At 59.5% G+C, this 13265-nt stretch carries 15 protein-coding genes and 1 tRNA gene; 8 read left to right on the top strand and 8 right to left on the bottom strand.

From position 1 onward, the window contains the following. Positions 1-312 precede the first annotated feature (312 nt). Positions 313-498 carry an integrase core domain-containing protein gene (locus KUV65_RS18295; RefSeq protein ID WP_222192030.1) on the bottom strand — a complete coding sequence of 62 codons (186 nt, stop codon included), beginning with the start codon at positions 496-498 and terminating at the stop codon, positions 313-315. A 1049-nt stretch (positions 499-1547) separates the two neighbouring features. On the opposite strand from KUV65_RS18295, the gene KUV65_RS17565 reads away from it, so the two are divergent. From KUV65_RS17565 to KUV65_RS17540, 6 genes are all read left to right on the top strand, one after another. Then, on the top strand, positions 1548-2270 hold the full coding sequence (locus tag KUV65_RS17565) for a tyrosine-type recombinase/integrase (protein ID WP_222192029.1): 723 nt from the start codon (positions 1548-1550) through the stop codon (positions 2268-2270). Between the two features lie 3 nt (positions 2271-2273). Beyond that, positions 2274-2828 carry a tyrosine-type recombinase/integrase gene (locus KUV65_RS17560; protein WP_222192028.1) on the top strand — a complete coding sequence of 185 codons (555 nt, stop codon included), beginning with the start codon at positions 2274-2276 and terminating at the stop codon, positions 2826-2828. Positions 2829-3027: 199 nt separating this feature from the next. Next, positions 3028-3489 (top strand): hypothetical protein, encoded by a 462-nt coding sequence (locus tag KUV65_RS17555; protein WP_222192027.1) that lies wholly within the window; start codon positions 3028-3030, stop codon positions 3487-3489. Positions 3490-3560: 71 nt separating this feature from the next. Beyond that, positions 3561-3746: a helix-turn-helix transcriptional regulator gene (locus KUV65_RS18290; protein ID WP_222192026.1), complete on the top strand. Its 186-nt coding sequence runs from the start codon at positions 3561-3563 to the stop codon at positions 3744-3746. Positions 3747-3907: 161 nt separating this feature from the next. Beyond that, positions 3908-4165, top strand: coding sequence for a winged helix domain-containing protein (locus KUV65_RS17545; RefSeq protein ID WP_222192025.1), 258 nt, complete (start codon positions 3908-3910; stop codon positions 4163-4165). A gap of 255 nt (positions 4166-4420) precedes the next feature. Further along, positions 4421-4813 carry a helix-turn-helix domain-containing protein gene (locus tag KUV65_RS17540; protein WP_222192024.1) on the top strand — a complete coding sequence of 131 codons (393 nt, stop codon included), beginning with the start codon at positions 4421-4423 and terminating at the stop codon, positions 4811-4813. Positions 4814-4976: 163 nt separating this feature from the next. On the opposite strand, the gene KUV65_RS17535 is transcribed toward KUV65_RS17540, so the two are convergent. The 3 genes from KUV65_RS17535 to KUV65_RS17525 are packed head-to-tail and all read right to left on the bottom strand — an operon-like array spanning position 4977 to position 6912. Then, positions 4977-5171 carry a hypothetical protein gene (locus KUV65_RS17535; protein ID WP_222192023.1) on the bottom strand — a complete coding sequence of 65 codons (195 nt, stop codon included), beginning with the start codon at positions 5169-5171 and terminating at the stop codon, positions 4977-4979. Positions 5172-5209: 38 nt separating this feature from the next. Continuing rightward, a complete protein-coding gene (locus tag KUV65_RS17530; protein WP_222192022.1) occupies positions 5210-6313 on the bottom strand; it encodes a patatin-like phospholipase family protein in 1104 nt (367 codons plus the stop codon). Beyond that, a complete protein-coding gene (locus tag KUV65_RS17525; protein WP_222192021.1) occupies positions 6295-6912 on the bottom strand; it encodes a patatin-like phospholipase family protein in 618 nt (205 codons plus the stop codon). The genes KUV65_RS17530 and KUV65_RS17525 overlap by 19 nt, the downstream gene beginning before the upstream one ends. 425 nt (positions 6913-7337) lie before the next feature. Between KUV65_RS17525 and KUV65_RS18230 the strand changes: the two genes are divergently transcribed. Next, positions 7338-7826 carry a helix-turn-helix domain-containing protein gene (locus KUV65_RS18230; RefSeq protein ID WP_222192020.1) on the top strand — a complete coding sequence of 163 codons (489 nt, stop codon included), beginning with the start codon at positions 7338-7340 and terminating at the stop codon, positions 7824-7826. 482 nt (positions 7827-8308) lie between these two features. Next, on the top strand, positions 8309-9268 hold the full coding sequence (locus tag KUV65_RS17515) for a hypothetical protein (protein WP_222192019.1): 960 nt from the start codon (positions 8309-8311) through the stop codon (positions 9266-9268). A gap of 578 nt (positions 9269-9846) precedes the next feature. Here KUV65_RS17515 and KUV65_RS17510 read toward each other — a convergent pair. From KUV65_RS17510 to glpX, 4 genes are all read right to left on the bottom strand, one after another. Further along, a tRNA-Glu gene (locus KUV65_RS17510) sits at positions 9847-9921 on the bottom strand. A gap of 76 nt (positions 9922-9997) precedes the next feature. Next, the gene (gene recJ / locus KUV65_RS17505; protein WP_222192018.1) at positions 9998-11740 is read right to left on the bottom strand and encodes a single-stranded-DNA-specific exonuclease RecJ; all 1743 of its coding nucleotides are present in this window, start codon (positions 11738-11740) and stop codon (positions 9998-10000) included. Continuing rightward, positions 11737-12291: a cysteine hydrolase family protein gene (locus KUV65_RS17500; protein WP_222192017.1), complete on the bottom strand. Its 555-nt coding sequence runs from the start codon at positions 12289-12291 to the stop codon at positions 11737-11739. The genes recJ and KUV65_RS17500 overlap by 4 nt, the downstream gene beginning before the upstream one ends. Before the next feature lie 3 nt (positions 12292-12294). Then, positions 12295-13260, bottom strand: coding sequence for a class II fructose-bisphosphatase (glpX, locus tag KUV65_RS17495; protein WP_222192016.1), 966 nt, complete (start codon positions 13258-13260; stop codon positions 12295-12297). Positions 13261-13265: the final 5 nt, after the last annotated feature.

Below are 13265 nucleotides of genomic sequence, written 5' to 3'. Positions count from 1 at the left end.
TGAACGGGCTGGCGGACCTGACGATCACCGACAACGGCGTCAACAGCCGGATCGAGTTCGCAGGCGGCGACGCCATCATCGTCATCGGATATACCGGCGGCTTCGACGGATCGGATTTCACCTTCGTGTAGGCTTGGGCAGGCCGCCCTGCCGGACCGCACGTCTTCCGCTCGGCCTTCGTCAGCGGGCCCTCAAGTGCGGCCAAATCCGGGAGAGAGATGATGTCACGCAGGCTCATTTCATCGGTTTAGAGTGACGTGCGGCCCGATTTACCTCCAGCCTTTAGGAGAATCGGTCGGTTGATCCCTGGCCTCATGCGGCCTGGGCTTTTCGTCGCGATTTCATTGCAAATACCTCGGATGAAAGGTTGCCGGGGGATGGGTGAGGCCTTTGGCGGTTGTAGTCCTGCTTCCAGGCTATGATCTCCTTTCGGGTTTCAGCCAGCGAAGAGAGCAGCGGTTCGTTGAGAACGTCATCGCGGAAGCTGCCTTGAAGCACTCAACGAAACCGCTCTGCATCGGTTTCGCGGGCGCGATGTAGTGCCAGTCGATGCGGGTCTTCGGACACCATTGGAGCAAGGCATACTGGTTAGTTCCGTGCTGTTGTCGCTGAAAATCGTTCTGGGCCGTCTTCTCCGCGCCATGACTGCTGTCAGTTCGCGTGTGACACGTAGCCCCGAGAGCGAAGTATCCGCGACCAGCGCCATCCATTCCCGGCTGAAGTCATCCACAATGGCTAGCAACCCGCTGCCAGCCGACCCCGACGAGCGGAAAAACTCGCCAAGGTTGCCGTGGTCGAAATCGGTCGGTGCAAGGAAACGGACAAGCTGAACACGATCCAGAAAACTGCCGCACAGCTGCTCTATGGCGTGCTCGACGGGTGCTCGCAGGAGGCGCCCCGCAATGCCGATCAACGTCCGGCCGGAGCAAGGACAGGGCGGGTTCGAAAGAGCCCGCCCTTTTTTGTGCGATCTCTGGTCGCTGTATCCGATTTGCGTTCAGGTCAGGCGACCGTCCGATAATGGCGCTCAGGCATCTGGCGGCGGAGCCGCGTTTAATTTATCCGCCCTGAGTGATCGGCGCCAGGAGTGGCATGCGGATCAGCTGCGCCGTGTGCTTCCGGGTCGAGCGAGCGGACAACACGCTCCAAAGTAAGGATGAGGTGGCGGGTCAGTGGCTCCACAGAGTTCGCACCGCAAGAGATCAGCTCTCCGCCTGCTATGCCGAGGTTGGCTGCGAACACTGCCGAGCAGAATGTGACGGTTGTATATGCGAAGCCTTCAGCCCGAAGCTGGCTATTGGAAAATTCGATAATGTGGGCCACGCCCCGACATGTGGTCCACAATCGGGCTAACAAGCGTCAACAAGCAAAGTATTCTGCAGGAGAAAGTGGCAGCCCGTAGGGCCGCCATTGCGCGTTCCGGCATGTTCCGGGAAACCCCAAAAAAATTTCGCAAAACAAGGCTCTTACCGCCTTTCACTGTGCGATGTGTTCCGGCATAGTCCTATGCAATCCACGGTTTTGTGGGGGATGAAGCGGGGGATGAGATGCCGCGTGAAAATGTCAGGAAACCGGAAAAGGCACTATCGGCGCGGTTCGTGGAAACCGTCACCGAACCGGGTAAATACTTCGATGGCCAGGGCCTGTTCCTGCGAGTGGCTAAGAATGGTTCGCGACAATGGGTGCAGCGCATCACCATTCGCGGCAAGCGGTGTGAACTCGGGCTAGGCAGCCCGCCCGCCGTCCCATTGTCCGAGGCACGAAGGGTGGCGCTGGAAAATCGCGGCAAGGCGATGCTGGGGGGCGACCCGCTGGGCGAGAAGCGGGCGGCAAAAGCCAAACCGCTCACTTTCGCGGAATGTGTCGCCGCCTATGCTGAGGCTAAGCTGTCGGAATTCCGTAGCGAGAAGCACCGCCGCCAATGGCTTTCCGCGCTCGACCGGCTGGCGTTGCCCGTGCTGGGGCCGATGCATGTGCAGGACATAGGGACCAAGGACGTTCTGCGGATGCTCGGACCGCATTGGCGGGAACGCACCGTAACAGCCAAGAAACTTCGCGGCCAAGTGGAGGCCGTTCTGACATGGGCAACCGTGTCTGGGCACCGGGAAGGTGACAATCCGGCGGCGTGGCGCGGCAACCTCAAGGAACTGTTGCCTGCCCCTAGCAAGGTGGCGAAGGGCCAGCACCATCCTGCCTTGGCGCTGGGCGACGTGGCGCAATGGTGGGCGGATCTGGCCCAGCGCGACGGGATGGCCGCGAAGGCGCTGTAATTCTTGACACTGACCGCCGCACGCTCGGGTGAGGTGCGGGGCATGACGTGGGATGAACTCGACCTAGGCGGCGGGACCAACCCGGTTTGGACCGTTCCCGCGTCTCGGATGAAGGCAGGCCGCGACCATCGCGTGCCCCTGACCGCCGGGGCTGTCGCCCTTCTCGAAAGCCTGCCACGGATGGAAGGCAGCCCGTATGTGTTCTTCGCCCCGCGCGGCGGGATGCTGTCGGACATGTCCATTTCCGCTGTCATGCGCCGGATGCAGGAAGCCGAGGTGAAGGCGGGCCGCAAGGGCTATCTCGACCCACGCACGAAACGCCCTGCCGTGCCGCATGGCCTGCGCTCGACCTTTCGCCAGTGGGCCGCCGAAAAGGGCTACGCCCGTGACATGGCGGAAATCGCCTTGGCCCATTTCATCGGGTCCGAGGTGGAGCGGGCCTATCAACGCTCCGACATGCTGGAAAGGCGACGGGCGATGATGGCCGATTGGGCTAAGTTTGTTCGGTGCGGAAACATCGAGGGCAGCAAGACGACCCGGTTCAAGGTAGTAAAATGAAAACAGACGTCGATTTTCTTCAGGAAACAGCACTTGAGATTATCACATCGCAGTTTCCCAATGCACCCAAGGATAGAATCGGACGCCATGCCTCACAAATTGCCATGTCGGTGCGGCTCTGTAAGATTGGGAGGATCGGCCCACAATGGTACAAAAAGATTGAAATGCAGGTGAAAGCGCTGAACAGGATAACCGTTTTTTGCATTCTGCCATTGATGACCTCAAGCATATTGACCATCCGACGACACATTTCATTGCACAAGAATTGATCGATCAAAGTGCGACTGACGAAGTCAACACAAACATACCAAGCGCCGAAACCCTTCAAGCCTTTGCCACGACACTGGCGGAGTACAAATCCGCATTGGAACAAGCCAATTCGAATATCCAACAACAATTCGACATAGGTAAAAAAAGGGGTCGCCCAACAAACAATGAAGCTAGGACAATTGCTTGGTCATGTGGTGCAGCGTTCAGAGACCTTGCAGGGCGTGCACCATCCGTGACGACTGACCCAATAACATACGAGGCAAGCGGTCCGTTTTTAGATTTTGTTGCTGTCGCATTTGATACATTTGACGTCAATGGTAGCGTTGAGACTTGGGCGCGCCAAGCCGTGAAGGACGTTAAGGAGGAAAAGTTCCCCGCCCAGTGGAATTAACTCCTTTGGCAAAAAACTGAGACATCTACTAAATTCCGCTTGCAACCATTTGCAACCGGAAAGGAACAAAGATGTCTGTCGAAATATGGCGTTTACCCCGTGTGCTGAAAGCAACCGGCATGGGGCGTTCTTGGACTTATGAAGCAATCGCGCGCCGGGAGTTTCCCGCACCTGTAAAACTTGGAAGCCGTGCTGTCGGGTGGCGACGGTCCGATATCGAAGCTTGGCTTGAAAGCCGCGAAGCGCGGGCAGCCTGACATGGGACGCCACAATGAAAAGGCCCGGAACCTGCTGCAACAGGAACCGGGCCGGGGTAGCCGTCATGCAAACGCGACTAGCTGCACCCAAATAGCACGTAAACGTAGCAAGCCGCCGCACGCGTCAGCGACCCGGCACCGCGTATCGCGTCACGTCCAGCATGGGCGACCGTTTCCGCATTGTCGTCTCTGGCCGTGTGCAATGGGCACTGGACCGACTGCGCGAGGCAGGCGAAAGGGGATGCACCTCGATCACGCACCCCGCGCCAAGGCTGGCCGCCTATGTGCATGATCTGCGCGCCTTGGGCGTGGAGATTGAGACCATCCACGAACCGCACGAAGGCGACTTTCCGGGATACCACGGACGCTATGTGCTGCGCTCGACCGTGACGCGATGGGCAGAGGGGGGCACGGCATGACCCGTTTGCAGATCCTCTACCTTCGCCGCCTGCACGGGCTGACCGAGGCACAGGCGCACGCTCTGGCCGCCCTGATCTGGGGGGCTGGCGGATGACAACATACTGTCTCGAAAAGCTGGGGGATGCTTGGCGCATTTCCATGCTGCGGGACACTGAGCGGGCCGGAGAACCGGCCCGCCTGGTGTTGGGTTATGTCGGGTCGCCAAAGCTCGCTTGCGGCGTCCTGTGGGCGCTCATTGGCTTGGGGGGCGTGCCATGACGAAAGCCCGAGGAAAGCGCGGCAAGGGTCACGGCGGCGCGCATTTCGTCCAGTTGCCCGAATGGGTGCTTGTCACCCCGGCATGGTGCAGTCTGAGCGGCAATGCACGGGCGCTCTATATCGAACTGAAACGCCGCTATAAGGGCAGCAACAACGGCTCGATACGGCTCAGTCACCGGGACGCAGCGGAGCTGTTGAACCTGCATCGCAACAGCGTGGGCCGATACTATCGAGAACTCGAAGACAAGGGCTTTATCCGCATGATGGAAGGCCACCACCTCGGACCCAGTGGCATCGGGAAAACCGCGCGATGGGCTTTGGATGAATACAAGACCGACACCGATGGCAAGCCCGCGTTGAAGCGGTTTGTGCAGTGGCGGAAATACTAGATTCTTGCTGAGAGGACGATGCTGCAGCGTATGCCGACGGATGCGCATCCGGCCACAAAAGTCGGCCACGCAAAAATGGCTAGCACGCGACCAACGATAGCGTCTCGGAAAAATATGGTACTTCTCGTCAGAAGCCTGTGACTGCGAACACTTCAGCGCAAAACTATGACGCGAGAGCTGTCTCTTCGGCTTCGTCACAGTCTTCAACGTGTGGGTCGAAGTCGCGCTCATTCAAGCCGAGAATCTGTCGTGCAGAAGCCGCCATCACCTTGTCACGCTCAGCGATTCTCCTAACCATTTCAGCGTGTTGCATTCGCGAATCGTGAAGGCGCTCTTTAAGTGTCTTGGCTTTTTCCACGGTGACCTTCCTGTACGTTACTACGTGGTTTCTACCGATCAATCGTTTACATAAGGTGTATATACACTGAATTCATCAACAAGATCACGCATTTTTGATGCGTGCTGCACCAAGTTGTTCGGCAGGGCATGTGAACCGTCAATGGTAATCGCTCTTGTTAACTCGATTCCACTTTCGCTACGACAACCGCTTGTTCCATCATGATTGACCGGGATAACAACAATCCAACAACGGTCTCGAGGCAACAACTTAGCGTAGCGAGTTTCTGTGCCCAGATTATAGTAATCGGCAGCGCCGGCGTCAGTGGTGATATCTTTGTAAATCAGCCTCTTAGTCTCCACAGCGGTAGACACCAGCGAGTCCTTGGCTGGAAGCAAAAGCAAGTCATCTTGGTAGTTCTCGTAACCCCTACAGCGCCATGGTCTATATGCCGCAGGTTTCCTCCCGGAAAGACGAACGTCACGCACCAAGGCGGTCCTCAGACTCTCCGGATCCACGCCAATCTGTTTGAGATACTCTGAAATTTGGCCATGGATCTCGTCCAAACTATCCATTTCATATCTCAAAAGTTCCAAGCGACTAGCCGAAACATCAGTGGCGTCTTGCACAGCTTGTAGGTGCTTTGAAGTTCTTTCAAAATCAAGAAGACCAAAACCTGGCTCCAAGGGAAGTCTAAGGTGGTTCAGAAGCCCACGGGTGTTTAAGTCTGAAGCGCCTGACAAAGCTGAGCTAGCAACTCTTTCATACAAACTAGCCCCACGCAAAGGCGCTATAGAGCGAAGCGCCTCATCATCCATCGGAGGTGCATCCGATAGGATCGACGAGATTGTTAGACAACTTTCATCAAGTAACCTATTTCGATCAAACGTCCATGCCGGAAGATTTGAGACTAAACCACCATCACAGTACTCTTTTCCATCAATCAGAACTGGCTTAAATAAAATAGGAATTGCCGCTGATGCCATCACCGCATCAGATACACAGGTATCAGGAGTATCGTACGCATCAAATAGAACCATACGTCCCGTACGTAGTTCAGTCGCCACTACCTTTAGGTCGACGGCCCTCTCATCCCAGATGTCCCTGAAAGTAACGCGCTTGCCATCTTTTGGAGTTACTCGCGCTACGAGCGCTTTATCCAATATGTTCTTGCATGCAGAAGGCTTGCGCCACCCCTAAATCGAAATAAGAAAATATATCCATAATATGCGAACGCGAGAAGGGCCGCGCCGTATCCAAGCCACGCCAATGGAACCAAGAAAAAGTCTGCGGCAAACCTTACAACCTCTGAAAATCCGGACCCGACCAAGGATTGTGCAGCACCGCGATAAATTAAATAAATTAGCGGAAAGAAAACCACAATAAAGATCACCAGCGAAGCGCGTTGCAGAACAGACCGATACCAACTACGCCTACGATACACTCCACGATAGATCTTTCGTATTTTTCTCAGATTTGGCCAGTCTTCCCCAAAAAAATCAGCGAGGGTTTTCACATCGGGAACATCGACCTCTTCTAAAGCTACGCTTCGACCATTTCCGTCAGAATCAACGGAAAGAAGTTCATCCGGCTTCCACCCCGCAGCCGCCAGTGCGGCAACGACTGCACCAGCTGATGTGCCGGCATATCCACAGATGTTCAATGCTTGGTCCTGTTGGATTGCTTTAAGCGCACCCAAATGAGCTACACCTTTTGCACCCCCACCCTCAAACACACAGAATGCTCTTGTTGTCTCTGTCATGACTGCGTCACAGTTTGGAAATCACCTACTTAACGGAACATATAGTGTCGCACAGCGCAACGCGCTTGAGCATCGGGTGGATACCAAAGCGCTGCATGCAAGCGATTGTGGCCCCCTACCTTGAAAGCGGGTTGCGGGGAAAGAACCTCTGATTTCCGCCACGGGATCTGGCGTTCTCCGGCAGCAAGCCCGCCTTGAAGCGGTTTGTCAGGTGGCGCGAAACGTAGAAGCCCCGCACAAAAACAGTGACACCACGTCACAAAAACAGTGACGCCCAGCGCGAACGTGATGAAGCAATAGGCAGAACTGGCACAAAAACAGTGACGCGCGGCGCTGAAATCCGGCACCGGGCGTCACAAGAAACAGGACATATCTACATTCTAGCCATAGGCAGGGCTTTTCCAGAATGACGGAAAGGGCACGGCATGAGGGGGGATGATCTGCGGGCGGCGCGATTGCACGCGGGTTTGTCTCGCAGGGCGCTGGCACAGGCGGCAGGGCTGCATCCTGACACCATCCGATATTGCGAACGGAAGGCGGAAATCGACCTTCGCGGATATGCCGTTGAACGGATGCTAAAGGCGCTGGGCTTGGGGCACATCTCACAACGCGGCGTGTATCCATCGGCACGGTTTCAGGACGCCCAAAGGGAATTATTTGACACCAATACGGGCGCACGGGGTGGGGTCTTACCGCGCAATACGCGCGGTGGGCAGAGAACCTGCGGCGCTCGAACCCGCAAGGGCACCCCATGCAGGGCAAAGGCACTACCCGGCAAGACGCGGTGTAAATTCCATGGCGGGGCCAGCACGGGGCCTAGAACGGCAGACGGACGGGCGCGCATCTCTGAAGCCCAGCGCAAGAGGTGGGCCGATTGGCGGCAAAAACGATGCGCGTCTCACCAAGAGCCTTGAAAGAATCTACCGAGCTCAACATGCTATACAGCATGGTAAATCACAGTTTTTGCGCAGGTTCATTTGTGAGGGCGCTGGTTATCGCGACCGCAATCACGGGGTTTGCAACAGAAGATGGCTTCGCAGCCAGCATACAAAGAGTAGATCAAGCCTCCTGTAACTTAAGTATCTCAGGCCCAATAGTCGCCGGAGACTTTGAAGTCTTTGACAGGCTACGGCAGCAGGTTGAGGAAGATGCTCCTCTTCCTTGGGTCTCTCACACGGTTGTTTGCCTGGATAGCCCCGGTGGCAGCGTTTTTGAGGGTCTTAGACTGTCCCAGTTGTTCTACGAAACTGGTGTGCAAACTTACATTGAAGCTGATTCCGAGTGCTTATCAATTTGCGCTGTAATGTTCATGATGGGCCGAGTTAGAGGCGATGAGCACAATAGGGTCAGTAGGACGCTGGAAGTTGGAGCACGACTAGGTTTCCACCGGCCTCGCATGACCCTAGACGAAGCGATGACTTACACGGCTGACGACATGTCAACGGCCTACGACTATGGCATCGACGCGTCATTTCGGTTGATGGAGCTTGCCACATTACCGCACCCGCGCAGAAGTACTGAGATGATACCGGCGGAATTGATGGCCCGCATGCTGGAAACACCTCCAGACCAAATGCTGTACATCTCTACAATTCGGGAAGCGCTAGCTTATGACATTCAGTTATCAGGAGTCGCAGTCCCTACTGAGGGTCAATTGCGCCCTTCGCACGGCGACATGCTTTGCGAAAACGCTATAGCTGCTTGGGAACAACGTGGAGGAAGCCGTTACGAGAGTGGTCTTTACTCGCGCCAGGTTTTTTCATTCAGCGCTCCCTATTCACATTCGATAGCTAGGGCTGTTCATGCAGCCAACGGTGAACGATTTCCATCTGGTAGCTACCGAATTGATACGTCGAGGAACGGTCTCTATGGCGCTGAGTGTGGAGTAATGCTGGGGACCGACTCTGCTCAGGTCTGCGTTTGGGATGGCAGAACTGGTCTCCGCATTGGCAACTGCTCGTCCGAAAACGGTTTATGGTCAGAGAGCTTCCCGACATGGGCCACGCTCCATCCTTCGACGGAGATTTCAGCCCTAGGCACACAAATGGCTTTCGATTTTGAAGCGACCCAATGGACACTCTGTTCGCTGTATGAAGGAGTGACAGAGCGGTATTGGGGCCCTTGTCATCAAGCCGTTACGTTTTCTGAATTCGACGGGGAAGGCTGGATGAACCACTCCATTACCCTTCCAAACCTTGGTACCTACGAAGCTTTCGTACAAGGCGAGCGATACGAGGAAACTGCAGCGGCAATTCTTTCGGGCGACCCAGCACAACGGGTGAACCGTAGTATGGAAGGGCTGGCGTTTGAGTGTCTAGAAAATCCTGCTGGCCTTAGACTTTGCGTGTTTCCGTAGAATGCCTAGGGGTAGGCGGAAGTTAGAGGCCCGGTGCCAAAGTACCGGCGCGCGCAACCTTTTGTGCCCGTCCACAAAATCGAGATTTGGCGACAGAACAAGCACTTGACCCGCCTATGGGTGTTTAAATCCATACAGCTTAGAACCTGACAAAACCTGAATCTGCACCATGCCTGGACCTGACCCGAACTGCCTTTGGATAGATGATGACCGCCCCGGCTCAGCACGCGTTTGCTGGCAGGCATACGACTGGACCGGGAACGGCGGGAACCGTCGCAAGCGGGCCTTGGCCATCCTGCGCCGCCTGCGCTCGGGGACGTGGCGTTGCCGCTGGTGTGGCGATGACCTTCCTGACCATCTGCGGGCTGACGCGCTCTATTGCCGGGAGTCGTGTCGGAAGAAGGCTGCTCGGGATCGGCGTGCAGCGCGTGTCGCTCGGCGGTGGAACGGCTGACGGCACGTTCCGGCTTTCCGGCGAATTCCGGGGCAGTCTCCGTCAGGGTGGGGGATCTTGTGGGGGATGGCGTTCCGAATAATACGGAAAATATCAGTTAAACCAGAATCTTACAGGATTTTGGTGGCAGCCCGTAGGGGAATCGAACCCCTCTTTCCAGGTTGAAAACCTGGCGTCCTAACCGATAGACGAACGGGCCACGCTTGGCGTGCGCGGTGTTTAGAAAAACCGCGCGGGGGGTTCAAGAGGATTCTTTCGTCCTGGCGACGTATTTTTCATTCGGCCCATGCGGCGTCTTCCAGCCGCAGCTGAACCCGGGCGCGACCGTTCCAGTGATTGAGCTCGACCCGGCCCGCCAGGTGGACCGGGCGGCCCTGGTGGGCTTGCAGCGCGTCGAGGCCGAGGCGCTGCGCGTCGAAGCAGATCGCATCGATGCTGCCGGTGCCGCCATCGGTGAAGGCCAGCTTGAGGTGACCGTCGCCCACGGGGCGCGTCATGCGGATGCGCATGGAGGGGAAGACGAAGCGCGGGGCAGGGGCCGCCGCGCCGTAGGGGCCTGCGGCCTCGATCTTCTCGATCAACTCGGGGCTGGCGGCTCCGGGCATCATCACGCCGTCGAGTCGCAGGTCCCCCGCGCCGCCCGTGCCCGCCCCCTGCTTGGCCAGCAACTCGCTCAAGCGCGCCATCGCCGGTTCCAGCTGTGCCCGGGTCAGCGACAGGCCCGCCGCCATCTTGTGTCCGCCGCCCTTCTCGATCAGCCCCTCGGCCGCAAGGCGTTGGATCGATGCGCCGAGGTCCACCCCCGAGACCGAGCGGCCAGATCCCTTGCCCTCGTCCCCGTCGAAGCCGATCACGATGGCGGGGCGGTGCGTGTGCTCTTTCAGGCGGCTTGCGACGATCCCCACCACGCCGGGGTGCCAGCCGTCTTCCGCCGCCCAGACCAGTGGTGCGTCGAGGCCGCGTTCCGCCGCTTGCGCCAGCGCGGCCTCGCGCACCCGCGCCTCGATCTCGCGCCGGTCGGTGTTGAGGTCATCCAGTCGTTTGGCCAGCGCCGCGGCCTCGCCCGCATCCGCCGTCGAGAGAAGCCGCGCGCCCAGATCGGCCTGCCCGATCCGCCCCCCTGCATTCACCCGCGGCCCCAGGACGAAGCCCAGGTGATAGCTGGCCGGCGGGCGGTCCAGCCGCGCCACGTCCGACAGGGCCACCAACCCGGGCCGCTGCCGTCGGCCCATGACCACGAGGCCCTGCCGCACGAAGGCCCGGTTCACCCCGGTCAGTGGGGCGACATCAGCCACGGTGGCCAGCGCCACGAGGTCCAGCATCGCCATCAGGTCGGGGCCTTTCACGCCAGCCTCGCGCAGGCGGCGGTTCAACTCGACCAGCACGAGGAAGACGACAGCCGCCGCGCAGAGATGGGCCAACTCCCCCGTTTCGTCCTGCCGGTTCGGGTTCACGACAGCAACGCACTCGGGCAGGTCGGCGGCGGCAAGATGATGGTCCAGCACGATCACATCCGCCCCCTTGGCCGCCGCGATGGGCCCGTGTGACAGCGTTCCGCAATCGACGCAGACGACGAGGTCGTGGTCGCGGGCCAGCGCCTCCATCGCCGCGTCGTTCGGGCCGTAGCCTTCGTCGATGCGGTCGGGCACGTAGAGGGTCGCCTCAATCCCCATCTCGCGCAGCCAGCAGATCAGGAGCGCGGCGGAGGAGCCGCCATCGACGTCGTAATCCGCGAAGATCGCGATGCGTTCGCGCCGGCGCAGGGCGGCCAAAAGCCGCTTTGCCGCCGGGTCCATGTCTTTCAGCACCATGGGGTCGGGAAGCAGATCGCGTAACGCGGGGGCGAGGAAACCCGCGGCCTCCTCGGGCGTCACGCCGCGTTGCGCCAATACGGCGGCGACGGGCGGCTCCAATCCTGCGCCCTGGGTCAGCGCGGCGGCGAGGCGTTCGGTCTCGACGCCGGGGCCAATCCAGCGCCGACCGGTGAGGGACTCCGTCACGCCAAGGAATGCGGTCATGGCGCGTGCTCCAGCAGGCGCTCCGTCGATACGGCGTCGACGAACTCGCCATGCAGGTGGGAGATCGCGCTGACGTGGATCTCCTCGGCACTCAATGGCGGCAGGTCGGACCAGCCTGTATCCGCATTCCCGCTAAAGGCCGCGCAGGCGTCATGCACCAACCGCACGGAGAAGCCGAGGTTGGCCGCCATCCGGCAGGTGGTCGAGACGCAGTGAGGCGTGGTCAGTCCGCAGATCACCAGATCGCGCGCGCCAAGCCCCCGCAGGTGCCCGTCGAGTGGTGTGCCGATGAAGGCGCTGTTCACCCGCTTTTCAAAGACGACTTCGCCGGGCAGCGGTTTGACCTCCGGCTTGAAGGCCACCCCGTCGCCCGACAGAGGGCTGCCGGGTTCGACCGAGCGATGGGCGACATGCACCAGCGGCGCGCCCGCCTTTCGCCAATGGGCCAGGAGGGCGCCGGCGCGCGCCTCGGCTTCGGGATTGTTGCGCGCGCCCCAGCCGGGCGCATCGAACCCGCTCTGGATGTCGATCAGGATCAGCGTCGCCGCCATGCCTCAGCGCTTGGGGTTGCGATAGACCATGCGCCGGACGGACCCGGTCTTGGACCGCATGAGGATGGTTTCGGTCGTCAGGTGCGTGGGTTCGCGCTTGATCCCCGGCAGGATTGAGCCATCCGTCACGCCGGTCGCAGCGAAGATCACGTTATCGGTCACCATCTCGTCGCGCGTGTAGACCTTGTCGAGGTCGGTGATGCCCGCCTTGGCGGCGCGGCCACGTTCGTCATCGTTGCGGAACAACAGTCGGCCCCACATCTGCCCGCCCATGCATTTCAGCGCGGCGGCGGCCAGAACGCCCTCGGGCGCGCCGCCTTGGCCCATGTACATGTCGATGCCGGTGATCTCGGCCTCGGCGCAATGGATCACGCCCGCCACGTCACCATCGGTGATCATGCGGATCGCGGCGCCGGTTTCGCGGATCTCGGCGATCATGTCGGCGTGGCGCGGACGCTCCAGCACGCAAACGGTGATGTCGGCGGCGGCGCAGCCGCGTGCCTCGGCCAATGCGCGGACCCGGTCGGCGGGCGACATGTCGAGGCTGACCACACCCTCGGGATATCCCGGGCCGATGGCCAGCTTGTCCATGTAGACGTCGGGCGCATGCAGCATCGTGCCGCGCGGGCCCATGGCGATGACGGTCAGCGCGTTCGGCATGTCCTTGGCCGTGAGTGTGGTGCCTTCCAGCGGGTCCAGCGCGATATCCACCGCCGGGCCGTCCCCGGCGCCGACTTCTTCCCCGATATAAAGCATCGGCGCCTCGTCGCGTTCGCCTTCGCCGATGACGACGACGCCCTCGATCTCCAGCTTGTTCAACTGTTCCCGCATGGCGTTCACGGCAGCCTGGTCCGCGGCCTTCTCATCGCCGCGCCCGACCCAGTCGGCCGAGGCGATGGCGGCGGCCTCCGACACGCGGGCAAGGCCCAGCGACAACATGCGGTCGTTGAAATCTACGGGGTGCGACATGGGAT

Origin of the sequence: Maritalea mobilis (genome assembly GCF_019800885.1) — a bacterium.
Taxonomy (GTDB): Bacteria; Pseudomonadota; Alphaproteobacteria; order Rhodobacterales; family Rhodobacteraceae; genus Roseibacterium; species Roseibacterium beibuensis.
Note: the sequence above shows the minus strand (reverse complement) of the source record. Positions and strands in the feature narration are given on the sequence as shown.